General features: G+C 55.1%; 22 protein-coding genes. 5 read left to right on the forward strand and 17 right to left on the reverse strand.

The window, feature by feature from the left end:
* Positions 1-8: 8 nt before the first annotated feature.
* The 10 genes from EFB11_RS14230 to EFB11_RS14275 form a co-directional block, all read right to left on the reverse strand.
* On the reverse strand, positions 9-1,880 hold the full coding sequence (locus EFB11_RS14230) for a DUF4914 family protein (protein WP_122790840.1): 1,872 nt from the start codon (positions 1,878-1,880) through the stop codon (positions 9-11).
* Between the two features lie 188 nt (positions 1,881-2,068).
* On the reverse strand, positions 2,069-3,133 hold the full coding sequence (locus tag EFB11_RS14235) for a hypothetical protein (protein WP_122790842.1): 1,065 nt from the start codon (positions 3,131-3,133) through the stop codon (positions 2,069-2,071).
* A 21-nt stretch (positions 3,134-3,154) separates the two neighbouring features.
* The gene (locus EFB11_RS14240) at positions 3,155-4,972 is read right to left on the reverse strand and encodes a hypothetical protein (protein WP_122790844.1); all 1,818 of its coding nucleotides are present in this window, start codon (positions 4,970-4,972) and stop codon (positions 3,155-3,157) included.
* On the reverse strand, positions 4,972-5,340 hold the full coding sequence (locus EFB11_RS14245) for a hypothetical protein (protein WP_122790846.1): 369 nt from the start codon (positions 5,338-5,340) through the stop codon (positions 4,972-4,974). Before EFB11_RS14245 ends, EFB11_RS14240 begins: the two co-directional genes overlap by 1 nt.
* A 61-nt stretch (positions 5,341-5,401) precedes the next feature.
* Positions 5,402-6,427: a chitobiase/beta-hexosaminidase C-terminal domain-containing protein gene (locus EFB11_RS14250; protein WP_122790848.1), complete on the reverse strand. Its 1,026-nt coding sequence runs from the start codon at positions 6,425-6,427 to the stop codon at positions 5,402-5,404.
* 20 nt (positions 6,428-6,447) lie between these two features.
* Positions 6,448-6,909: a hypothetical protein gene (locus tag EFB11_RS14255; RefSeq protein ID WP_122790850.1), complete on the reverse strand. Its 462-nt coding sequence runs from the start codon at positions 6,907-6,909 to the stop codon at positions 6,448-6,450.
* The gene (locus tag EFB11_RS14260; protein WP_122790852.1) at positions 6,875-8,428 is read right to left on the reverse strand and encodes a hypothetical protein; all 1,554 of its coding nucleotides are present in this window, start codon (positions 8,426-8,428) and stop codon (positions 6,875-6,877) included. The genes EFB11_RS14255 and EFB11_RS14260 overlap by 35 nt, the downstream gene beginning before the upstream one ends.
* Complete coding sequence (locus EFB11_RS14265) at positions 8,415-8,645, reverse strand: hypothetical protein (protein ID WP_164706790.1); 231 nt, start codon at positions 8,643-8,645, stop codon at positions 8,415-8,417. Before EFB11_RS14265 ends, EFB11_RS14260 begins: the two co-directional genes overlap by 14 nt.
* Before the next feature lie 14 nt (positions 8,646-8,659).
* Positions 8,660-9,991: a terminase large subunit domain-containing protein gene (locus EFB11_RS14270; protein ID WP_122790856.1), complete on the reverse strand. Its 1,332-nt coding sequence runs from the start codon at positions 9,989-9,991 to the stop codon at positions 8,660-8,662.
* The gene (locus EFB11_RS14275; protein ID WP_122790858.1) at positions 9,978-10,202 is read right to left on the reverse strand and encodes a hypothetical protein; all 225 of its coding nucleotides are present in this window, start codon (positions 10,200-10,202) and stop codon (positions 9,978-9,980) included. The genes EFB11_RS14270 and EFB11_RS14275 overlap by 14 nt, the downstream gene beginning before the upstream one ends.
* A 271-nt stretch (positions 10,203-10,473) precedes the next feature.
* Between EFB11_RS14275 and EFB11_RS14280 the strand changes: the two genes are divergently transcribed.
* From EFB11_RS14280 to EFB11_RS14290, 3 genes are all read left to right on the forward strand, one after another.
* Positions 10,474-11,724: a glycosyltransferase family 2 protein gene (locus tag EFB11_RS14280; protein ID WP_122790860.1), complete on the forward strand. Its 1,251-nt coding sequence runs from the start codon at positions 10,474-10,476 to the stop codon at positions 11,722-11,724.
* A gap of 184 nt (positions 11,725-11,908) precedes the next feature.
* Entirely contained in the window at positions 11,909-13,306 is a 1,398-nt protein-coding gene (locus tag EFB11_RS14285) for a sodium-dependent transporter (protein WP_122790862.1), read from the forward strand.
* 227 nt (positions 13,307-13,533) lie between these two features.
* Positions 13,534-14,739: a cofactor-independent phosphoglycerate mutase gene (locus EFB11_RS14290; RefSeq protein WP_122790864.1), complete on the forward strand. Its 1,206-nt coding sequence runs from the start codon at positions 13,534-13,536 to the stop codon at positions 14,737-14,739.
* A 37-nt stretch (positions 14,740-14,776) separates the two neighbouring features.
* On the opposite strand, the gene EFB11_RS14295 is transcribed toward EFB11_RS14290, so the two are convergent.
* From EFB11_RS14295 to EFB11_RS14325, 6 genes are all read right to left on the reverse strand, one after another.
* A complete protein-coding gene (locus EFB11_RS14295; protein WP_206424194.1) occupies positions 14,777-15,217 on the reverse strand; it encodes an XRE family transcriptional regulator in 441 nt (146 codons plus the stop codon).
* A gap of 61 nt (positions 15,218-15,278) precedes the next feature.
* Positions 15,279-16,901: a recombinase family protein gene (locus EFB11_RS14300; protein ID WP_087231426.1), complete on the reverse strand. Its 1,623-nt coding sequence runs from the start codon at positions 16,899-16,901 to the stop codon at positions 15,279-15,281.
* Between the two features lie 99 nt (positions 16,902-17,000).
* Entirely contained in the window at positions 17,001-17,195 is a 195-nt protein-coding gene (locus EFB11_RS14305; protein WP_002334813.1) for a hypothetical protein, read from the reverse strand.
* Between the two features lie 72 nt (positions 17,196-17,267).
* Positions 17,268-18,212 carry a MobV family relaxase gene (mobV, locus tag EFB11_RS14310; RefSeq protein ID WP_122790866.1) on the reverse strand — a complete coding sequence of 315 codons (945 nt, stop codon included), beginning with the start codon at positions 18,210-18,212 and terminating at the stop codon, positions 17,268-17,270.
* Positions 18,213-18,394: 182 nt separating this feature from the next.
* Positions 18,395-18,790, reverse strand: coding sequence for a replication initiator protein A (locus EFB11_RS14320; protein ID WP_008666017.1), 396 nt, complete (start codon positions 18,788-18,790; stop codon positions 18,395-18,397).
* Positions 18,791-18,901: 111 nt separating this feature from the next.
* Positions 18,902-19,315 carry a cysteine-rich VLP domain-containing protein gene (locus EFB11_RS14325; RefSeq protein ID WP_058722955.1) on the reverse strand — a complete coding sequence of 138 codons (414 nt, stop codon included), beginning with the start codon at positions 19,313-19,315 and terminating at the stop codon, positions 18,902-18,904.
* A gap of 339 nt (positions 19,316-19,654) precedes the next feature.
* Here EFB11_RS14325 and EFB11_RS14335 point away from each other — a divergent pair, with 339 nt between their 5' ends.
* Both EFB11_RS14335 and EFB11_RS14340 read left to right on the forward strand, forming a co-directional pair.
* Positions 19,655-20,452 (forward strand): helix-turn-helix domain-containing protein, encoded by a 798-nt coding sequence (locus EFB11_RS14335; RefSeq protein WP_002578724.1) that lies wholly within the window; start codon positions 19,655-19,657, stop codon positions 20,450-20,452.
* 24 nt (positions 20,453-20,476) lie between these two features.
* Entirely contained in the window at positions 20,477-21,247 is a 771-nt protein-coding gene (locus tag EFB11_RS14340) for a nucleoside phosphorylase (RefSeq protein WP_002578723.1), read from the forward strand.
* Positions 21,248-21,370: 123 nt separating this feature from the next.
* Here the strand turns inward: EFB11_RS14340 and EFB11_RS14345 are convergent, their stop codons facing one another.
* The gene (locus EFB11_RS14345) at positions 21,371-22,618 is read right to left on the reverse strand and encodes an IS110 family transposase (protein WP_122790868.1); all 1,248 of its coding nucleotides are present in this window, start codon (positions 22,616-22,618) and stop codon (positions 21,371-21,373) included.
* Positions 22,619-22,906 lie beyond the last annotated feature (288 nt).

A 22,906-nucleotide genomic window follows, 5' to 3' on the forward strand; every position in this document is an offset into this window, starting at 1 on the left:
TGTATCTCTTAGAAGTGCATGGGGGTCAGCTTGCAGTAATCCTCGATCGTGCCGCCCTTGCGGAAGCAGTCGATGATTTCCTTGCCCAGCGGGTCGAGTTCGTCGGTGTAGAACTTGTCGAGCTCCTTGGCAAAGAAGTCGGTCAGGATCTTTGCACCTGCATCGTAACCGTCCTCGCCCATACGGTCCTGGGTCTCAGTGCGCAGGAACTTGGAACGGATGGACTGGCCTTCGATGGTCATTTCCAGCATCGCATAGCCGAGCAGCGGGCAGCGAGCCGGCGTTACCTTGTCGCGCTTGACATGGCCATTGTGACGGCTGAGCCATTCACGGCTGAGCCATTCGGCGGCAAAACCAACGCGATATACACCGATGTGCTGATTGGGGATGAGCACATAGCGGGTGTTCGGATTATCAATGATCTGCTTAAGCAGCAGGTTTGCCTGCTTAACGCGCTTACCGGTTGCAAACGGCCAGTACGAACCAACGCCTTCGCTCTTGAGTTCGCCGCCGCCCACGATGGACGGATTCTTAAAGCCGCGCGGTGCGACCAGACGCCACATCCAAGCCAGTGCCGGCGGAATGAAGTGCAGCATACCCATGATGCCGTAGTTCGGGTTATCGCGGGTAGACGGGGGCATACGGGTACCGAACGAACGGATATCGACCTCAACCGGCTCGGTAACGATGTGCGGCACCATTTCACGCGGAACGATCGCACGGGGGTTCGGGCAGGGCTTGCCGTTGGAGTCCAGGGTGTGTTCCCAGATCAGGCTGGTCGCGCCCACGACGCCCTGAATGTTGAAGAAGCACAGCGGCTCGCTCGGCTGGGTGCAGATGCGTTCATATACCGGGTCGCAGCCATAATGGGTCACGCCGTCCATGCGCAGGAACCAGCCGTCCTCGCCATCGACCAGCGTCAGCTTGCCGCTGCCGGTCTGCAGCTTGGGATAGCAGGTCGCCATATCGTCACATACCGGCTCGATGCGTGCCGTACGGCCCAGGTTCAGGATGGTCGGTTCGCCCGTCACAGTATTAACCGACAGCAGCACGCGGCCATCTTCGGTACGGGCAATATCCTGGAGCATTTCGCTCTTACCGCCGCCCGATGCGCCTTCGTGCATGATGACCAGTTCGTTATCGTACTGGGTGGTCAGACGGGCTGCCGAAGCGTGCGCGGTCACCCAGTCTTCCTGCTCACCGATGTCGAGCAGAACCGAATAAACGCCCTTCTTCGCAGACGGTCCCGGATAGAGGTTATACGAGAAGACTTCGTGGCAGTCGTCCAGACGGTTGTGTACAACGACCTGCTTGCCGTTGAAGTGGGTGTGACGGAACGGGGGCGCAACGTAAACGATTGCGCGCGGCTTGTAGCCTTCGGTTTCCTCTGCGGAAACGAAGCCCTGCAAATTCGCCATTGCAAATGCAAAAAAAGCCGCATTTCGCGGGCAGATCAGCATCGAACCATACCCATAGATATTACCGCCCGAGTTGAAGGGCATAAAGATGAGTTCCTGTCCCTTGAGCCATTCGAGCGTCTGCTTCTTCATGTCCGCGAACGGGAAGCCATATACGTCGGCAAAGCGCGGCTTATCGGTCGGCTTATCGTCACCGATGCGCATGCAATCGGGGTCACGACGGCGCATGTAATCCTCTACATAATTGACCACAACGCCATTTTTGGCGCGCACGACGGTCGCTTCGACGACCTCGCCGCGGCCCGGTACATCATAGACCACATCGTACTTGCCCGAGCGGCCAGTGCCGAACACCATTTCATGCAATTCCTGCTTGGTCGTCGGGATGTAAATGCCCTTGCAGTTTTCGATCACATCGACGATCTCAGGTGAAAAAGTGAATTTTTTCAGCAATCGGTTCATACAATCAGTTCCTCCTTTTCGCGGCGCACCGGTCAGACGTGGACTTTCGGGCCGCCGATTTTTGCTTGTTCCTGTGCGAGAACAAACAATCGATTTATCACTGATTATACTATACTACGAAATTGGCCATCCGTCAATCTTGCATTCTTGTGATTTGCAAGTTTTTGTTTGGTGACTTGCAGAAAATTTTATTTACTGATTTGGTAATTTGTTTTGATTTGGTTGAGCTTGAGCTGCGCAGTGCGATAACTCTGGTCGGAAGTCGGCGTCCCTGCGGCTACACCCAGCAACGCCGCGTCCGCAGGCAGAACATACCCGTAGGTTTTCCAACGTTCCACCGCTCGTTCATATGCAGTCTGTTCGGCGTCAGCCTGCATCTGGCTTTGGCTCAGCGCCCAATCGGACTGCATCTGCTGGTAGGCCATCGTAGGCATACCGTTTAGATATCCGGTCAGCCCGGCCAGCGAGATCGAATAATCGCGGTCAGCATTGTACTGACTGAGCGCCGCCTGGGCCTGCTGCAAGGCTGCCGAGGCCTCGCTGTTATAATATCCGCTCAGCAGACTGGCCTCCTGATCGGCGGCCGACTGGGCGGCAGCCGACCGCGCATCCAGCCGCGCCGCGGCCAGATTATTTAGGTCACTGCGGTAGGCGTTGTCCATCGCCACCCGACTGGTTTCGGTATAGCCGGAGGTCGGCGCGCCATAGGCGCTGCCGGTACTCAGCCCCAAAGCCGCCAGTTTTTCTTCATTGCCCAGCGCCGACCGGCGGGCATTGACATCCGCCTGGGTCATCCCCTGCCGGTAACTCTGTTCAATGTCGGCATACTGGCTTTGCAGCCGCTGCCCAATGGCCTGCCGGGCGGTTTCAAACGCCTGGAGTCGCGCTTTGGCAGCGGCATCGTACAGTCCGGTCACTCCCAGCTCGCTGTCCTCTTCCCCGCTCGATATCCAATACGGCCGATAATTCTGGGTCCATACCGAAACCGCTTCGTTGCTGCCGACCTTGCCGGCCAGCCCCATGGCATCGATTTTGGCCTGCCGCTCTTTAAGCAAGCGGGCGCGTTCGGCCGCATCGGTGGTGTTGGCAATCGCTTCCGCATAGTCAAAATTGGGGTCAAAAGACACCGAACCGCTGCCCTTACTGCTGCTGGAAGAACTGCTGGAACCTCCCGAACTGCTCGGCTTTTTGCTTGCGGCACTCGCCGCGCCAATGGCTGCGCTGATCGCGCCGCTGATCATTCCTGAAAGCATCTTTCTCCATCCTCTCTTTCTTTATGATAGCCCGCGCGCGCCCAGCGTGTAGCGGATACCAAGCGCCAGCAGACCGAAGGGCTCGCCCGCCCGGTTGTTGCGGATGCGCACCCGTACCAGCCGTGCCCGGTGCAGTTTGCGCCGCACCCGCATGTTGACCGCCCCGGGCTGACAACGGAAGGTGAAACGGGAAAAGTCGAGCGTTTCAAACGAAAACAAATCCAGATTCCGGTCGAGTGCCAAAATCTCGCCTTCCCCGGTCTCATAGGTCACCCGCACGCCCGAGCGCGTATAGGCCATGAGCGTGGCCATCACTTCGCGCACATTTTTCTGCCGTCCCCAGGTACCCAGCGGCAGATCGGGCGTACACCACCAGGCGTCGATCGCCTGACCGTCATCCAAATAGGCATCCCGCTCGTCCTTATCACTCACCCGGCAGATGCGGCCATCGGTCGTACCAAACCACAGTCGCCCGTCGAGCACCATAAAGCAGACCGCCGGGAAGGAATCCCAGTAATACCATTCGGGCGAACCGTCCGACCGCGATACTCTCCCGTCGGCCACATAGCACTTGCCGTCCACAGCCAGATAATATTTGTCCTTCCACACCACAGCGCACGCATCGGCCAGCCCGTTTTCGCCCGTCAAGCGCGGATCAACCGCGCGGGACATGCGCCGGATGGCGCGCTGGGCGGTCACGGCAGTACCAAACACGCCCATCACCCCGTCGGACGATAAAAACAGCGGGGTATCGCCCAGACTGGCAAAACTGCGCGGCGCCAGCCCGCCGGCGCCCTGCGCGCCCTGCTGCAAGGGATAGGCAGCCGTCCCGTTGTCATCGAGCAAAAAGGTGCGCAGATATTGGGTCGCCTCTTGATTCCCGCCCTCTTTGATGACCAACTGGCTTTCGTATTGCCGCACATAGCCGACAATGGCCGAAGCATCCGAACCGATTTTGGTATACCCGGTGTCGGGGAAATAGGCCGGGTCATACAGCCCACTTTGCCAGTCGCAGTTGGGCTCGTCCGGGTTGCCGGACAAAAACACGCGGGTATCGTTTTTGCCGCCGTACAGCCCTGCAAAGCGGCATTTGTTGATCTTGTCGGCATTGCCTTTGATGGTCTTACTGAACGTAATCGTGACATTCGCGATGCCGTTGGCGTTGGCGGGGGGCGAACCGAGTGTCACCACGCCGGTTGCCCGGTCAACCGACGAAACGGTGACTTTATCCCCGCCCACGGTGGCGGTGACTTCGGCATCATCGATATCCTGTGCATCCAGATAAAACTGGGTAGCCGACCCGTTGCCCACAAAAGTATTGATGCGCTTGGGGGTCAGAAGATTGACCGCTTCCAGACTGGTGCCGCCGCCGGTCGGCTCGGCGGCAATGGTCGTGGTGGGCACAAAGGCCTCATCGGCCACGGGTGCGGTTGTCCACTTGTCCTCTTTCTGAAAGACCTTGCGATAGGTCTTGCCGTCGAGCAGATAGAGGGCACCGTTCATAAAGAACCCCTGTGAATAGTCTTCGTTCATGTCGGTGCACAGTTCAGTCAGCGCCCATTCGCCATTCATGTGCAGCAGCTTGGTGCCTGCATGCACCACCGCCCCCATCCCGCTCGGCAGGGCAAACAGTCCATAGATGACCCCTTCGGCCTCGGCCATTCGTTTGTATCCGGTGCGCTTACTCAAAAAGTCGGTTTCTTCGGCGATCATGTTGCAGGCGTCGGGCGAATGGGCCAGATCGGCCTTGGTCGAATGCACCGAAAAATCCACACCGCCGAAGCGTTCGGCCACCACTTCGTTTTCGGCCGCATAATTTGGAAACTGATAGGCCTGCATCAATACAGCTCCTTAATGGCAAATTGGGCAGCCGGACAGTGCATATCCAGCCGTGCGGCAAATTCCGCGCCCAGCCAGTTGAATTTTTCGTGGTCCTCGTCGCAGATGAGCAGCGCAGCCAGCCCATAGGGGAAGCATTCGCGCACCATGGCTTCCCCGGCGTCGATTTCATCGGTCAGGGCGTCCAGCCGAGGGGCGACGCGCAGGGGTTCCTGCCCATCCGCCTGGCGCAGCGCATTGATTTCGCGCAGACAGTTGGCCAACAGCTGGTTGAGCGCCCCAAGCGCAAAGGTTTCGTAATACGCCGCCCCCTCCTCCTGTTCACTCAGCAGGTTCATGGCTGCCAAAAAGCATTCTTTTCCGGTCATCGTCGGTCCTCCTTTGTCTGGGAATGGCCGGTGCGGGCTTTGGCCCGCACCGGTTCTGGCGTTATACCACCTTGGACGGATATTTGCCGTCCGCGACCGCATAGGCGCGCAGCGTTTCGCCCTCCTGCACGGTCACCTTGCTGACATATTCCTTGGCCGAATCCGAGTAGCGCGGGTCGGAGCCGTCCAGCGTGTAGCGGATAACCGCGCCGCCGTCGGCACAGGTCAGCGTACCGTCCGAGTTGACCGGGTCGGCGGTCACGGTGCCGGTGTTCACGCAGGCATAAACGCCCGCGCACTTGGCGCCGAGCACAAAGGCATCGTAATAATGGCGGCCTTCGATCAGAGCGCCGGATACACCCACCGGGTCCTCGTGCACCTTAGCATCCGCGATCTTGTACGGCATGAGCACGGCGTCCTTGTGGGTGATGAGGAACCAGCAGTTTTCGGGCATGTAGCTTTCGGGCACGCGTACGACCTCCATACCCAGCACCTCGCCGCAGATACCCTTGGCCACCGATTTGGCGCCCAGCGGGTCAATGGCCGTGAACTCGTCGGACAGACAGATGAACTTGTGCATTTCCGAGGAAATATAGAGGTAGCGTCCATCGGGCGGCACCAGACCGTCATCGAGCGCCTGCATGCCCTCACCGATGAGCGAAATGATATTGCTCTTGGTCGGCTTATCGCTCACCGCAATGGTGCCGGCCATGTTGGCAAAGCGGCGCAGCGCATACTTGTCCGCCGCAGGCGCCGACTTTTCTTTCAGCTGCAAGCGCAGCATGTCGGCCGCACGCTTCACGAGGTTCTGGTCCAGATTGTTGCCCTTGTCGATGGTCAGCGTAAACGCCTTATCCTGGGTCATGGTCAGTTCCTGCACGGTGTCCTGCATTTCGATCGGCGCGCCGTAGCGGCTGGAGCCTTCGCGCACATAATCGACCTCGTCCACGGTCACGGGCGTATACACCTTGAGGGTCTTCACGCCCGTCAGGTCAAAGGTGGTCGCAGTCTTGCCCTTGATGAACGAGTCGCGGCTGAATGCGGATGCGATCTCGTCGGAATACCCGGTTGCTAAATTGATTGCCATATGCTTTCCTCCCTATTCTCTTACATTTCTCCGCGCAGCGCGGCGATGACGGGGTCCATCTGCGCGGGCTGGCCGTCCCCGGCGGCAGAGCCGACGGCCTGCTGGCGGTTGCGGGCGTTCTGTTCGAGCGCCTGGAGCTGCGCCTTTAAAAGCGCGATCTCATACTTGCGGTAAGCCGATACCAGACTGCCTTCGGTCTGAGCGTCCTGCCAGACCTCCTGCGGGATGTCGCCCGGCTGCACGTCCGGATAGGCGGCAATGAAATTGGCATACACCTGGCCATTGGGCACCTGGCCGGACGCCCCGGCCATGCGGATCATCTCGCCCCGGCGGGACAGCCCGCTCACGGCCGCCTGGATAAGCTGGTCCATGGTCAGCGTGATCTGCTGCCCGTCCACAGTGAGCGTTACCGTATCGCCACTTGCCGGAGGCGCCGCTTCCCCCTCCTTAAACGGATTGGTCTGCTTGTCGGTTTTGTTCATTCTGCTTTTCCTCCTCCTGTCGTTTTCTGAGCGCACGCATCAGGCCGCGTTTGCCCTTCATGTGCTGGTCGGGCACATTCTGCAAATAAAGCAGCGGGTCAGCGATCAGACCGGTTTCGACCAGCCGGTCGTTGGTCACCGTCTGCACGGTCTCCGACCAGTAGCTCGCCTCACCCACTTCGACCTTGAGTTTCATCTCCCCGCCGCGCAGCTGGTTAAAGTCAAATTCCACCTGCTGCTCGTTGCCCTCTTCGTCGGTCACGGTATAACGGCGCACGCCGTAGTGCGCGCCCATCAAATCCAAAAACGAACGGGCCCAGTCCTCAATGAAGCGGTAAAACTCCAGCTTGACCAGTTCGAGCGGCGCGGCCGTGGCCTGCTGCACGGCCACGATGGCCGAGGTATTGGTCGGCGTGACGTTACCGAGCATGGCGTCTGACGCACCCATGAGCTCCATGGTGTCGGTCATCATCTGCTTTAGCACGTTCAGCACCTGGCTGGAAATATCGGGGGCCTTGAAAGCAGTCAGCACGGCCTGATTGGGGTTGCCGCGCATGCCGATGGCCTTGCCGATCTCGCTCGAGTACCCGTTGGGGAAACGGGTCATGTCGTAAATGATCTTGGGAAACGCCACCTGTTTGATGCACTGCACATACATGGAGTACAGCTTGTTGATGGCGATTTGGTTGGGGATGGCCTCGGTCACGGGCGACACGCCGTGGCAGCAATTCTTGCGCCGGTCCCAACTGAGGAACGCGAGCGGATAGCGGGTATAGGGCAGCACCTTCTCACGCATCACGGTCGCGTGCCGGGTGGTTTTCTGAAAGGCCACGCCGCCCGGCACCTTGCGCATGCGCAGCAGCACGGTCACACGGCGGTCTTTTTCGTGGGGCGTCATGTTTTCGCCCTCCCCATCCGGACGGATGGCGTTGATATCCGCGCTCGGACGGCGGTTTTTGAGCGCTTCGGTCTTGACTTCATCGACATCGCGGCGCATGGCCAGGATGATGTACGGCTGCCGCTCGACCTCGTCGGACGCCGTGTTGCCAAAATAGACGTTGGTGTTGTCGATGCACTCCACACGGATGTCGCCCTTGGCATACTGCCCGGTTTCGATGTCCGGGTCAAAATGGATGTACAAGCAGCCGTCGCCGTCCACGCAAGCGTTGCGCAGCACCATGCGGTTTAAGTTCTTGACCTTGCTGCGCTCCATGGCGCTTTCAAAGGCCTGCTCGAGCACCCGCTCGGTCTGGTCGCTGTCCCTGTCGCGGGCAAAGGGGGCCGCGCTCACGGCCACGTCGTCGCTGACCATCATGGCCACAAACAAATTGACGCAGCGCCGCAGCACATTAAAAATCAACGGGTCGAGGGTATTGACGCGCAGCCCTTCCCATTGGCGGCCCTGCACGAAGTCCTCGTTCTTTTTGACCTGTTCATATAAACCGATGCTGCGCTTGTAGTCCTGCCCGCGCTCATAGGCGCGCCACACCGCGCTCGGGGATGGATCAAATTGTTTCATCCTTGTCCTCCTTTTCGCCCGTGTACGCGAGCAGGGCGGCCAGATCGTCGGCGAACGCGTCGTCGGCTGCATCCGGCGGCGCTTCGCGTGCCGCCGTGTGGGCGTCCTCGTCCCGGCCATGCGGCCAGCCGCGCGCGATCAGGGCGCCGATGAGCGCCATCGCCCCCGCGCAAAGGGTCTGCAATACCATGGTTTCCATGTTCCTGCCTCCTCCCATTGTGTGCACCCATTTTAGGTGCGAAACTCCAAAAACTCCCGCACTTCCCCGGCCGCCCGGTCGGGCTCGGGCTCACCGGGCTCCCATACGCTAACTGCATAGCCGCGCAGCGCGTCCGGGGCATGGGTCAGTTCATGCGGCTGCCCGGCCACATCGTTGGGATTTTTCGTGTCGTGCTGCACAGCCCCCAGCGTGCGGATCAAATTGCGGCACGTCGAAAAAATTTGCAGCCGGGCGGTCAGCCCGCCCGCTCCATCCGGGATGGGCCGCAGCAGTTCCTTGACCGCATACCAGCCGGTGACTCGCTCGTTGCCGGACGGCTCAAAATACAGCCCGCTGTCCTGCCAAATCTCGGCGGCCGATCGGCCGCTTTCCTGCCTGCGGTGGAACAGATCGGGCGGCGCCAGCCGCACATCGATAACCTCCCGGCCTTCGGCGCGCCGCACCTGTTCGGCGGCTTCGGATAAAATGAGCCCCGGCTCATACACCTCGCGGTACACATAGCTGTGGCCATCCGGAGCCTGGGCCACCCACAGAGCGGCGAACATATCCAGGCCATAGTCGACTGTCAGCCAGCGTTTCCACCCGTCGGGCACGACAAACGGCTCGACCACATGGATTTCCCGGGAAAACTCGGAAAAATACCGGCCCTCCTGCAAATCCCAGTCTCCTTCGAGCAGGGCCTTGCGTTCGCGCGGCGGCAGGTTTTCCAGGCGCCTCACATAGCGCGGGTCGCGCTGCATCAAAAAGACGTTGTCGGTCACCCGGGCGGGCAGGAACACCCGGGTGCCGCCCTCGAACTCGGCCACGGTATCGGGCGGCATGGCGTCGATGAAGCGTTTTTTCACCCAGTCATGCCCGGGGCCGCCCGGATTGGTGGTCGATTTGACCTGTTTGGGGTATCCATTCGCGCCGCGCACGCGGCTGATGAGATACGTATACTGATAAAAGGAAAAATGGGTCAGTTCGTCAAACCGAATCACATCATACTCAGCCGACTGGTACCGGGTCACATCGCCTTCATACTGGCAGTGCCCAAATTCGATCACCGAACCGTTCACCAGCCGCCACACCCCGTCGCTGCGCACAAACTTACCCACAACCTGTGGATAAAGCTGTTCACTCACGGCGATGAGCGAGCGTTCAAGTTCGCGCATGGTACGCCGCAGGATGAGCTGCCGGCTGCCCGGATACTGCACGGCGAACACCAAAGCATCCACAAGCTGTGCATAACTCTTGCCGCCGCCGGCCGCGCCGCCGAACAGGGTTTCTACGGCCGACGACCGGATAAAATCGGCCTGCCGCCGGGTGATCTCGAACCCATATCGTTTTTTACGCGCCCGCATCCTCCACCACCTTCACGGTCAGTTCCACCCGCTGGGGCAGCCGCTCGCGCATCTCCTCGGCCATGGCCTTGATTTCCTTGATGGCTGATACGATGGTCGTGGGCTTGGTTTCGCCGTCCTCGGCCAGTTCGATCAGCCGGTCGATGAGCGCCGGCATTTTCTCCCACAGCCGCCTTTGCATCTCTTCTTCCTGCCGTTGCTGTCTGGTCACAGCTCCTCCTTTCTCGAACTAATGTTCGTTTTTTGTTGCTCTTGATAATAGCCGACGATTGGCGGTCTGTCAAGAAAAATTTTCCGGTCTACCTTGATTTTTTCCATTCTTTTCTCCACAGGATGCAAAAAATTTACAAACCAAAAAAATTTTTAAGTTTTCCATAAGATATCGAAAACCTAGTTGACACCACTCCCGGACAAGTTTTATACTGTATGAAACGATGTAGTACAGTGAAGAGATTCACGGAGTTCAATTCAGGGGGTGTGTTATGCGCTTTATATCGATCCTAGATACCGCGCTATGGCTTTTCAGCCTATTCCTAACCGTCTACATGTGTTATTACATCATCTTCGTGCCCCATGCCTTCACCCGCAAGCGGGTTTGGAAGGAGCACGCACCCAAATGTCGTTTTGCTGTGCTGGTGGCGGCCCGCAACGAGCAAGCGGTCATTGGGCATCTGGTGGAAAGCCTGGTGGCGCAGGACTATCCAACAGAACTGTTTGACATCTATGTCATCCCGAACAACTGCACCGACCAAACCGAGCAGGTGGCGCGTGCGGCGGGCGCGCAGATTCTCGATTGTGCATTCCCGGTGCACAGCAAGGGCGATGTGCTGCGTCAGGTGGTTGCCACACTGAGCGCCAAGGGCGAGCATGATGCCATCTGTGTTTTCGACGCCGACAATGTCGTGGACCCGGGCTTTTTGCGGGCCATGAACAATGCCTGGTGTTCGGGCGCACGTGCTGCGCAGGGCTTCCGCGACAGCAAAAACCCGCACGATACGGTCATCTCGGGCAACTATTCGCTGTATTACTGGATGGTCAACCGGTTTTATAGTCATGCCCGCAATTCGGCTGGCCTGTCGGCCATCGTCAACGGTTCGGGCTTCATGGCCGACCTGGGACTGTTGCAGTCCATGGGGGGCTGGAACACCCATACCATGACCGAGGACATCGAATTTACCACCAAGTGCATCCTGCGGGATGTGCGGGTCGAGTGGGTGCCGCAGGCGATCACCTACGACGAGCAGCCGCTGACCTTCCTGCAATCGTGGCGGCAGCGCTGCCGCTGGTCGACGGGTACATACCAGTGTCTGGCCCGGTATTTCATGCCGCTGGTACGCAGTCTGTTTTCCCATGGTTTCCATGGCATGCGTGCGCGGTTTGACCAGATCGTGTTCCTGCTTGCGCCGCTGATGCAGCTTTCGTGGCTGGCGTCGCTGATTTTGGGACAACTTTTGCGCATATTGCAAGTGCATTACAACCTGTTCCCAAGCACACCGATCTTCACCCAGCTGTTCCTGTCTGTGGTGGTATCCTATGGCATCACCTTGGGCATGTCCATTCTGGTCATGATTCTGGAACGCAAACCCATGCTGCCTATGCTGCGGGGCATCCTGACCTATTGGGTCTTTATTATGAGCTGGCTGCCCATCAACGCCTATTGCCTGGTGCACCGCACCACCGAATGGAAGGCCATTGCGCACACCCGTGGCGTCAAACTCTCGCAAATCAAGTAGTAAAAAAACCTCTCCCTTCCATTGGGAGAGGTTTTTTTGGTTTTGGCAAGATAGCTTGATAATAAGATATTGCATCTCGGGTCTGTTTGTGGCATAATATCTATATCTGTTTCCTGCGGACAGCAGAAGCGGATAAGGGAATTCGCCGCACGCTGGAGGCGGCAAAAAAGAAGGGGTAATTGACGTGAAACAAGAACGTAGCAGCTTTTCCAGCCGTCTGGGCTTCGTCCTGGCGGCGGCAGGCTCCGCAGTCGGCCTTGGCAACCTGTGGCGCTTCCCATACCTTGCCGCAAAATATGGCGGCGGTATTTTCCTGTTGGTGTATCTGATTCTGGTCGTATCGTTTGGCTTTGCGCTGATGATCACCGAGATTGCAATCGGCCGTAAGACCCGTCTGTCGTGCATCGGTGCTTATAAGGCGCTCGACCGGCGGTTTGGTTTCCTCGGATGGATTGCCGCCTTTGTACCGGTCATCATCACGCCGTATTATTGTGTCATCGGCGGCTGGGTTATGAAATATCTGTTTGAGTTTGTGTCCGGCGGCGCTATGGCTACCGCAGACGGCGGCGATTATTTCAATTCGTTCATCGGCTTTGATGCAGACTCCATCGGCAGCACCATGCTGGATTTCAGTGGCCCGACACCGTGGTTCCTGATTTTTGTACTTTTGACCGCTCTGGTCGTTATCTTTGGCGTTGAAAAGGGCATTGAACGCGCCAGCCGGTTCATGATGCCGGTTCTGGCCGTCCTGGCGATCCTCATCGCGATCTACTCGCTGACCATCGATGGCGCGATGACCGGCCTGAAATACTACCTCATGCCCGATTTCTCCAAGTTCTCGGCTTCCACCGTGCTGGGCGCACTCGGCCAGATGTTCTATTCGATGTCGCTGGCTATGGGTATCATGATCACCTATGGTTCCTATATGCAGCGTGAAAACATCCTGGAGCACTCGGTCACCCAGATCGAAGTTTTCGACACCCTGTTCGCTTTTGTTGCCGGTCTGATGATCATCCCGGCGGTCGTTGCGTTCAACGGCGGCGATCCGTCCCAGATCAATGCGGGCCCGGGCCTGATGTTCGTCACCCTGCCGATGGTTTTCGAATCCATGGCCTTTGGTACGGTTGTCGGTGCTGTTTTCTTCCTGCTGGTGCTGTTTGCCGCACTGACTTCGTCCATTTCGCTGATGGAAACCATCGTATCGGTTGTCATGGATAAGACGCCGCTCAAGCGTCGTCCGACGACCATTTTGATGACCGTAGTCGTTCTGCTGGTCGGCATTCCGTCCTGCCTGGGTTATGGCCCGTGGGCTGGTATCACGATCATCGGCATGCAGTTCCTGGATTTCTTCGATTTCCTGTCCAACTCGGTTCTCATGCCCATCGTGGCGTTCCTCACCTGTATCCTCATCGGTCATGTGGTCGGTACCAAGGTCATTGCCGACGAGGTCAAGCAGGGTGCCAATGCGTTCCACCGCGAAAAGCTGCACCGCGTTATGGTGCGCTGGATCGCGCCAGTTCTGCTGATGGCGATTCTGCTCTCCGAGCTGGCCACCAAGGTCTTTGGCCTGTTCACCATCTAAGTCTGGTTTTAAAAAAAGCTGCCGTTTTATGCGGCAGCTTTTTTGTTGTCCTGCGGATTGTATCGATAGGTGTTGGCGGTCAACTGTCCTTCACCCAAAGACACCGCATCCCCTTGTCCCCAGGACGTGGCCATTTTGCTTGAAAACCCGCCAAACACTGGACAAAACCGATTTTCTGCGCCATAATAATACGCGAAATGGAAAAAAGCACAAAGGAGAACTCGCCTATGAAATACGTAATCGTCTTAGGGGACGGCATGGCCGATGAACCGATCGAAGCGCTGGGCGGCAAGACGCCGCTGGCCTTTGCCAAGACCCCGATGATCGACCAGCTGGCGCAGACGGGTGAAGTCGGCCTGGCCAAGACCATCCCGACCGGCATGAAACCGGGCAGCGATACGGCCAACCTCGCCGTACTGGGCTATGACCCGGAGAAATATTATTCGGGCCGCTCGCCGCTCGAAGCGCTGAGTATCGGTGTGCCCATGCAGGCGACCGACATCGCCCTGCGCTGCAATACCGTCACCCTATCCGATGAACCCGGCGTTCCCTATGCCGAGCGCACCATCATCGACCACAGCGCCGATGAAATTTCGACCGCAGACGCAGCCCAGCTCATCGAAGCCGTGCGTCCGGTGTTTGAAAATGAAACCTATCAGTTCTATGTTGGCACCAGCTACCGCCATTGCCTGATCTGGGCTGGCGGCGTCGTGCAGGACATCACGCCCCCGCATGACATCCTGGGCAAGGTCATCGGCGACTATCTGCCCGAAGATCTCAAGCTGCGCGCCATGATGGAGCAGAGCTTTGACATTCTGGACAACCATCCGTTGAACGTCGCACGTGCCAAGGCGGGCAAAAACAAGGCCAATTCGCTCTGGTTCTGGGGCGCAGGCACCAAGCCGGCCCTGTCGTCGTTCACCGAAAAGACCGGCAAGCGCGGCGCAATGATTTCGGCCGTCGACCTGCTCAAGGGCATCGCAGTCGGCGCAGGCATGCAGGTTCTGGAGGTCGAAGGCGCCACCGGCGGCCTGACCACCAACTACGAAGGCAAGGCGGCTGCGGCGGCCAAGGCGCTGCTGGAGGACGGCAATGACTTTGCCTACATTCATGTCGAAGCGCCCGACGAAATGGGCCACCAGGGCAGCGTAGAGAACAAGGTCAAGGCCATTGAGTATCTGGATGGCCGCGTCATCCGTCCGCTGTACGACGCGCTGACGGCCTCGGGTGAGGATTTCCGCATGCTCATCCTGCCCGACCATCCGACGCCCATCCGCCTGCGTACGCACATCGGCGACCCGGTCCCCTATCTGCTGTATGACAGCACGGCTAAGCTGGGCACCGGCGCTCTTTACAATGAAGCATCGGCGCAGCAGACCGGCGTCTATATCGAAAAGGGCTACACCCTGATCGACCATCTGTTTGAGCGGTAACACAAAAGCGGCTCCCAAGTTGGGAGCCGCTTTTTTCTCAAACCAACTGATAGAACAAACCATGCTGGCTGCAATACCAGACCAGCTTGCCGTGCCCCAGCCGGGGCAGACGGGTCTGCAAATCCCATTCGGGATACTGCCGCCGCAGCACCAGCGCATCGCCGGTCAACAGGGCGACAAAGCTGATGTAATGGTCCTTTTCCATCGGATGCCCGGAACTGACAAAATAGTCGTTTTCAATCAGTTCCACATTTAATTTTTCCTCCGCCTTGTACGGTGTCAGCGCGGTCAGCTTCTTGCCGCAGCAGGACAAACTGGTGTCGGCCGACGCGGTCAAAATATTCCCGCATTGCGGGCATACAAAAAATTTCAGGTGTTTCATATTGCCTCCTGTCCGTTCGTTTTCGCCCAGGTCGCCGGCCAGCAGGCCTTCCAAGTCGACCCCCAGCGCCCGCGACAGGTCGGGAAGCAAAGACACGTCTGGACAGCCGCCGCCGGTTTCCCTTAGTTAAAGATATTGTTGGGTATCTCAAGATGTGTCATTCGATTTTGCCGATAAAGCGGTAGAAGATTTCTACCTCCCGTTCCCGGCTTCCGTCCTCACTTTTGACCGCTTCATGGACAAGGATTTTTTCAATCAGCGTATTCAGAAGTTCAGCCGTCAATTCTGTGGGATTGACATACTGTTTCATCAGACCTATCCACTTTTCAGCGTCAACCGCTGTCTGGGCGGCGGCCTCCATCGCTTCGTGAAGCCGTTCAATTTTTGCGTCCAATTCTCGCTGTTCGCCCTGATACTTTTCGGACAGCATATTGAAATTGTATTCTGTAATGCGTCCGGCAGACCAGTCCTCATACATTTTTGCAAACAGGGTGTCTACTTCTGCTTTGCGCTTTTCCGCCTTTTTCAGTTCGGCTGTCTGCCGCTTCCTTGCAGTATTGCGTTCCTTGTCGCTGGCGTTAAGTAGCCGTTTCAGAAGTTTGTCCCCATCCTGCTGTGCCAGCACAGACCAGTATTGCAGACGGGAAAGGACATAGGCGTAAAGCACATCATAGCGGATATAGTGCATGGAACACTGGTGCAATCCTTGCCCGTACTTGCTACAATGGTAGTGGGCATAGGGATTTTTGTTCTGGCTGTTCATACCATAGGCCAGCGACCAGCCGCAGTCCGCACATTTTACCAGCCCGGAAAATATCTGTGTTGTGCCGTTCTTCTGCCGTCTGCGCCTGTTGCAAATCTGCTCCTGTACTTGACGGAACACATCTTCGGAAATAATCGCTTCGTGGGTGTTCTCCACACGATACCATTCCTCTTTTGGCTTGCGTACTTTCTTCTTGTTTTTGAATGAAATATTGGTCTGCTTATTGTGGACGCTGTGTCCGATATAGGTTTCCTCTTTCAGAATACTTTTCACCTGCGCTATCGTCCACGCATAGGCTTTTTCCTCCGGCGCTCCGGCATAGATATTTGCGAAAGTGCCGTATCTCTGGAAATTCAGCCAGCCGGGAGTAGGTACTTTTTCTTCGACCAAAATCCGTGTAATGCTGGCGGCTCCCCGGCCATGAACGGCAAGGTCAAAAATCTTTTCGATAATCCACCTTGTTTCCGGGTCAATCAGAAGATGGCCTTTCTTATCTGGGTCTTTGACATAGCCAAGCGGAGCATAGGCTCCATAGTGTGCGCCATTTGCGAACCGTGTCCGCATGGCCGCCTTTACCTTTTTGCTGGTCTGGCGGGCGTGCATTTCATTCAGAATGTTGAGGAATGGGGCAAGCTCATTCTCTCCGTTGATGGTGTCCACATTGTCATTGACAGCGATATAGCGGACGCCTTTGCTGGGAAAGTAGATTTCCGTGTACTGGCCGGTCAGAATGTAGTTTCTGCCTAAGCGGGATAAATCCTTCGTAACAACGCAGTTGATTTTCCTGTCCTCAATGTCATCAATCATTCTCTGAAAATCCGGCCTGTCAAAGTTCGTTCCAGACCATCCATCGTCGATATATTCATCTATGACATTCAGGCCATGCTCGGCGGCATATTGCCGGAGCATCATGCGTTGTGTCTGAATACTCCCGCTTTCTCCTTGCAGTTCATCGTCCCGGCTCAATCTCATATAAAGCGCCGTGTTGTAAATCGTAGTATTGTAAGGTTGTTTCACCGTAAAAATCCTCCTTCTAAAGAAACAACCCACGCTTACAATACTTTTGCTCTATGGCAATTATATCATAAGCGTGGGCGTGTTATCAATGATGGGCTATCAGGTTGAAGCGGCTTTTTCTGCGGTATGCCGCACCACATCTACAATCAGATCACCGAGGGGCTTCCCGCCTGCGGCGAAGTGTTCGGAGATTTTTATACGGTTGTTCCCACATACAAAATACTGCGTGCCGTTCTCTGCTTGTATAACCTGCCCTGTTCGGGGTGTAAAAATATCGCTTTCACTTTTTGCCATCCAGTGTCCTCCATATTCAGTTTTCAAGGTACAATGCCGCACAAAGGCGGCGAAAATTTCTGCTTATATCTATCACCTTTCCTTTACCGTGTGCCGCTGCTGACGTTTCAGTTCCGCCAGTATATCCGGCGGGATACGGTCAACCAGCCGCTGTAAATTGTCCAGTTCGCTTTTCAGCTTTGCCCGTTCCATCGTATCTTTCATCTTTCCTTTTTCGCTGGCCTTTGCCCTTGCTTCCAACTTCTCATTCTCCGCCAGCAGGTCATTGATTGTGACCTTGTACTTTTTCAACTGCCCGGAGAAATTCTCCATCTGCGGGAACCACTTTTTCAGCATGGAGAGGGCTTCCTCTTTTTTCTTTCCGGCGTTCAGCGGGTTAATGCCGTCCAGTGTGGCTTCAATGGCTCTTGCCTGCCGGGAGAGGGAAACCGCCTGTTTGAAAAGCCGGGTGGGGATATGCTTCCGGCCTGTCCTGCTGGCGCTCTCCCCACGCTCCAAGTCAGGATATTTCTCCACCATATAGGCGTGAAAATCGTCCTGCCACTTCGTCAGGTTTGCCCGGTTGCCGATAATCTCCTTTGCACACAGGCGGTTGTCCTTTGTCAGCGGAACAAAGGTCAAATGCAGGTGGGGCGTTTTCTCGTCCATGTGTACCACCGCCGACACGATATTTTCCCGTCCTACCCGGCCAATGAGGAAGTCCGCCGCCCTCTGGAAAAACGCCTGTATCTCCTTTGGGGATTTCCCCTTGAAAAACTCCGGGCTGGCAGTTACCAGCGTATCGACAAACCGTGTGCTGTCCTTGCGGGTTCGGCACCCGGCCTGCTCAATCCGGCTCTGAATGAAGTGGTAATAGCGTCCCTCCGGCTTGACGATATGGAAGTTGTATTTGCTCCGGCTTGTGTCAATGTCGGGATTGCTGGCATACTGTTCTTTCTGTCTTTCGTGATGGGCTTCCAGCGGCCTTGCCGGGTTGCCCTTGTGCTTCTCAAACCGTAAAATTGCGTGTTGTGCCATTCTGCTCCTTTCCCCATTCCTTTCCTATCCGGGGTTTTCCACAGGGAAAATCCCGCAGAAAATAGCTCGGATAGGATTGGAATGGATAGAATATAAATCAGTCTTTTTATCTTTGTATTTCTATATACCGTCCGGTTTTCGTACGTCTCAGGAGTGATTTCCGTACTTCATGGGTACGGTTTTCAGTCCTCCGGTGTACCAGAACGGGATTTCTTAAAGTCGGTGTTTGGAACCGCTTCATAGGATTTTGGGAAAATGCGGTTGGGTTTTCCACAGCCCTGCTTCTGGATCTCCACCAGTCCGGCGTATTGCAGTTCCCGCAGGGTATTCACCGCTTTCTGCCGCCCACAATGGAGCAGTGTGACCACTTCACAGATAGGGTAATACAGGAAAATCCGTCCGCAGTCATCCGCCCACCCATTCTTGCGGGATAACTCTGTCCGGCGCAGGATAAAGGCGTACAGAACCTTTGCCTCGTTGGACAGGGGCTTGAATGTGGGGGCTTCAAAGAGAAAATTCGGGAGCCGGGTGAAGCTGAACGCCTTTTCCGGCTGGTGGATATAGATGGTATTTGTCATAGTTCGTTTTGTGGACGGTTAGAAGCCCGTTTTCCGGGGCGGGCGATACTTTATACCACCTGCCCCGGTTTGGGGCTTGCAAAGCCTGATAAATCAAGGCTTTTTTCGCTCCTAACTGTCCACAGCAGACCTCCTTTTCCGTTCACTTTCTGTTTTCTGCCGCCTGTGAACTCTGGCGGCACAGCCGGGGCAGTATTTTGCCCGGTTGGATTTGGGGACGAACACGCCACCGCAGACCGCACAGCGTTTCAAGTCCTTATCCCGGAAAATTTCCGCTTCCAGCGTCCCGTCCAGCGGCAAGACCGCCCAGCGGAACCACTTACAGCAGACCGAGAAAGAAATCGTCTGCGGGCAGGTGCAGGTGTCCCCATCATCAAGGACAATGCAGTTGCCGTCCTCACAGCAACAACACTCCCGGCGTATCAGGCTGGCCGCCTGTTTTCTCTGCGCCGGTGTCATGCGGTAAAGGGAACCGTCCGGCCTGCGTTCCAGTGGCGGCAAGTCTTTATAGGGGTTATCTCTCATGCGTTCCCTCCATTTTGCTTTCCGTTGCCGTTCTCCCCGAAAAGGTTTCCTGCCCCATTCCTGCGGCGTGTTCCGGCGTTGGCACGCTCCCCGCAGCTTCGGGACATTTTGTCTCGAAGTCCGGTTCCTTGCGGTGCTTCCCCAGCCGGGGTATTCCTTTTCGGACGGTCATTCTGTTTTCAAGGTGCTGTCCATCGATGAACTACCCTAAGTCTACACGAAAAAAATGCAATCCCCGGAATTTTGCGAGAATTGCATTTTGATGAAGTTTACACTTTGGAAATTGCATTTTTTACAATCATTCTGTATAATGGAAGTATGCGGAGGAGGTGCGTATCTATGGCTTTACCCGGAACACCCGGACAGCGGATTTCCGATTTATGCAACGGGAACCACATCACACAAAAGGAGCTTGCGGAGAAGATAGGGGTTTCCGCTTCCCAGTTGAGCCGCATTGTCAGCGGCGAAACGAGAACGGTCAGCAGTGATATTCTCATAGGCGTGGCAAAGGAATTTAAGGTATCGACAGACTACATACTGGGCTTATCCACCGTGAGCGTCCGTAAAAGCTACGATATTTCTGAATTAGGCTTGTCCGAGGGAGCCGTGAGGGGGCTCGTGACGGGTGCTGTTGATGTGCAAATCCTCAACCGCCTGTTGGAACACAGGAATTTCCCTAAGCTGATAGATTTGATACGGATTTATTTTCAGGACACAGCGGCAAAAGGCATAACAGCAAGAAACCAGCTTATCGAGATAGCAACGGCTTCCCTGTCCGACCTGATGAAAGAACACCCGGAACACCGGGCGGAAGCAAAGCAGGATTTACAGCTTTTGAACGCCCAGAAGATGGGGGAACATGAGGCGGAGATTGAGAAAATCAAAAATGTGTTCCTTGCTATCCTGCGGGATATTAAGAAAGACATTGACAACGGGGAACAGCCGGGAGAAGCTGTGACCGCCGCGATGTTCCAAGCCATGCGGGACGCATTGGCGGAACAGAAGCAAAACCCGCTTTCCATTGACGATGTAGCGGCGATGGTTGCCGGACAGATCGGACAGCTTACGCCGATGGATGAAGAAACTGCCGACCTGTTCAAGCAGTTGGCAAAAAAGATGATGAAAGGAATAGAATAATAGCCTGTTATTCGAGATAATAATATGCCATTAGTAAAGCATGACTACCCTGTTTTAGAGTACGATACCGCATCAAAAGCTGTTTTTCAGCCGGGAAATGGGAAAAAATGTTTTCCTGCAAAAGCAGTGTTTGCTTTTTTAGGAGACGAGGTTGAAAATTATGCACATACCCATGATGGAATACAGATAGATGAATTTGAAAGTGCAACAAGACGATATCCTATTTATGAATGTCTTTATAATCAGGAGAAAATATGTCTATGTCCGGCTCCTGTGGGAAGTGCTGCTGCCGTCCAAGTTTTAGAATATTTAATTGCAGGGGGTGTAACAAAGATTATTTCCGTCGGCTCCTGCGGCGTATTGGAAGACATCCCGGAAAATAGATTTTTGATACCTGTTTCTGCATTGAGAGATGAGGGAACATCTTACCATTATCTTCCTCCCTCCCGAGAAGTAGAGATTTCAAAGGCTGGTATAAATGCGATTGAATCTGCTTTAAGCCAAAAGAATATACCATATTGGGAAGTTAAAACATGGACAACAGACGGTTTTTATCGAGAAACAGTAGAAATGGTTCAGTATCGGAAAGAAGAGGGATGTCAAGTAGTAGAAATGGAATGTTCCGCATTGGCGGCGTGTGCAAAATTTAGAAAAGTTACATGGGCTATGCTGCTTTTTTCAGCCGATACTCTTGCAGACCCTCATAAATACCAAGAAAGAGAATGGGGAAAAACAAGTATATCCATAGCCTTAGAATTAGCCTTAGACGCTGTTTTATCAGTTGTTGAGGAGTAAAAATAAATACATATAGGAGTTAGTGTGAAAGTAAGCAACGTTCCAGCACAGAGGTCAAAAAGGCGCAGAAAGACGCCCCTGCAAACAATACATTTTGCAAGGTTGAAGCATATCCAACCAGAGTTAAGCAACTGTTAATCCCTGCTTCTCGAGGAATCGTTTAGCCTGCTTGATTGCTTTAGCAAGCTGCTGCTCTTTCAGATGTTCCGGCATATCAATTTTGAAGATATCCACCGGGTTCCATACTTCGCCGGTACAGAACATAGAGTAGATCGCCGTCAGGATCATTCTGGCAATAGCAATGATTGCCCGTTTCTTGCCCCTGCGCTTGGCAATGCGCTCATATTTCAGGGCGTAATAAGGATTTTTCTTGTCCTTCACCGCAGCGTGAGCGACTTGCACCAAAGCAGGCTTGAGATAAACACCGGCCCGAGAAATACGAACAGACTTTTTCTTTCCTGCAGATTCGTTATTGCCGGGAGTCAATCCGGCCCAGCAGCAAAGCCGCTTGGAAGAGCCAAACTGATGCATATCTATGCCGATTTCAGAGATGATGGTGATTGCGGAGTTGCGGTTAATACCCGGAATGGTGCAAAGAAGATTGATTTCACCTTCATATTTTGCGACCATCTCATTGACACAGGCATCTACCTTAGCAATCATCATCCCAATAAAATCATAATGCTCACGGATAATTTTGATGCGAGCTTTCTGTTCATCGGCAATAGAGAAGCCCACAATAGACTCCAGAACTTGCTCGGCTTTCTTTTTGAGGGAGCGCTGTAACAGGGAAACACAATGGTCAGCGTCAAAGGATTCATCGGATGCGAGGTAGTCCGTAATAGCAGTTGCGGACTTGCCAAACATATCGGACACAACGGAATCCAGCGCCACATTGCAGACGGTAAAAGCGTTCTGAAAGCGATTTTTCTCGCTGCTCTTCATAGAAACCAGCTTATAACGATAGCGGGTAAACTCGCGCAGAATGCGGATATCCAAATTGGGGATGAAGCTGCTTTTCACGAGACCAATACGAAACAGATCCCCGATCCACTTGGAGTCTTTCGTATCATCCTTGTTTCCCTTGACAGCCTTTACCCATTTGGGGTTGGCAATCACGACACGAATGCCGCGCTTTTCGAGGATGTTGAATACAGGAACCCAATACTTCCCAGTAGACTCCATGCAGACATCCAGGCAGTCGCGTTCCAGGAGCCAGTCGGCAAAACGGTTCAAGTCCGAGTTAAATGTGCTGAATCGCTTTTTCTGATAGTGGGGCTGCAAGCTGTCTGCGGGCGTGGTGATGATGGTAGCAACCAGAAATGTTTTGTGAACATCTACACCGCAGCAGGTTGGGAATACGACTTTCACAGTAAAACCTCCTCATCAAAATAGTAGCAAGGAGAATGCAGGGACTGAACTGCCAAGCAATTAACAGGTGTTAATACAATTCTTAGTGTGCGGGCTCGTAGCGCCACTTATTTGTGCTTGAAAAGGCGGTTCTAACACTGATTACAATACTGGCTTGAACTCTGGATGTAATCTACGACTCACCCTACCGTGCGTTGTAGTGTGCTTCCCCCTCAACAAAATTCTACAAGAAAGGCGGTCGTTTGTCTGCACTCTTTCATCCCTATTTGTGCGGACGCAATGCGGCCG

Source organism: Intestinibacillus sp. Marseille-P6563 (assembly GCF_900604335.1).
Lineage (GTDB): Bacteria > Bacillota > Clostridia > Oscillospirales > Butyricicoccaceae > Butyricicoccus_B.

Coding starts and splice junctions, on each gene's coding strand:
- EFB11_RS14240 (WP_122790844.1), bottom strand. CDS start 4,972: ATGCAGGCCTATCAGTTTCCAAATTATGCGGCCGAAAACGAAGTGGTG.
- EFB11_RS14245 (WP_122790846.1), bottom strand. CDS start 5,340: ATGACCGGAAAAGAATGCTTTTTGGCAGCCATGAACCTGCTGAGTGAA.
- EFB11_RS14250 (WP_122790848.1), bottom strand. CDS start 6,427: ATGGCAATCAATTTAGCAACCGGGTATTCCGACGAGATCGCATCCGCA.
- EFB11_RS14320 (WP_008666017.1), bottom strand. CDS start 18,790: ATGACAAATACCATCTATATCCACCAGCCGGAAAAGGCGTTCAGCTTC.
- mobV (WP_122790866.1), bottom strand. CDS start 18,212: ATGGCACAACACGCAATTTTACGGTTTGAGAAGCACAAGGGCAACCCG.
- EFB11_RS14265 (WP_164706790.1), bottom strand. CDS start 8,645: ATGGGAGGAGGCAGGAACATGGAAACCATGGTATTGCAGACCCTTTGC.
- EFB11_RS14290 (WP_122790864.1), top strand. CDS start 13,534: ATGAAATACGTAATCGTCTTAGGGGACGGCATGGCCGATGAACCGATC.
- EFB11_RS14335 (WP_002578724.1), top strand. CDS start 19,655: ATGGCTTTACCCGGAACACCCGGACAGCGGATTTCCGATTTATGCAAC.
- EFB11_RS14340 (WP_002578723.1), top strand. CDS start 20,477: ATGCCATTAGTAAAGCATGACTACCCTGTTTTAGAGTACGATACCGCA.
- EFB11_RS14325 (WP_058722955.1), bottom strand. CDS start 19,315: ATGAGAGATAACCCCTATAAAGACTTGCCGCCACTGGAACGCAGGCCG.
- EFB11_RS14230 (WP_122790840.1), bottom strand. CDS start 1,880: ATGAACCGATTGCTGAAAAAATTCACTTTTTCACCTGAGATCGTCGAT.
- EFB11_RS14235 (WP_122790842.1), bottom strand. CDS start 3,133: ATGCTTTCAGGAATGATCAGCGGCGCGATCAGCGCAGCCATTGGCGCG.
- EFB11_RS14255 (WP_122790850.1), bottom strand. CDS start 6,909: ATGAACAAAACCGACAAGCAGACCAATCCGTTTAAGGAGGGGGAAGCG.
- EFB11_RS14260 (WP_122790852.1), bottom strand. CDS start 8,428: ATGAAACAATTTGATCCATCCCCGAGCGCGGTGTGGCGCGCCTATGAG.
- EFB11_RS14305 (WP_002334813.1), bottom strand. CDS start 17,195: ATGGCAAAAAGTGAAAGCGATATTTTTACACCCCGAACAGGGCAGGTT.
- EFB11_RS14270 (WP_122790856.1), bottom strand. CDS start 9,991: ATGCGGGCGCGTAAAAAACGATATGGGTTCGAGATCACCCGGCGGCAG.
- EFB11_RS14280 (WP_122790860.1), top strand. CDS start 10,474: ATGCGCTTTATATCGATCCTAGATACCGCGCTATGGCTTTTCAGCCTA.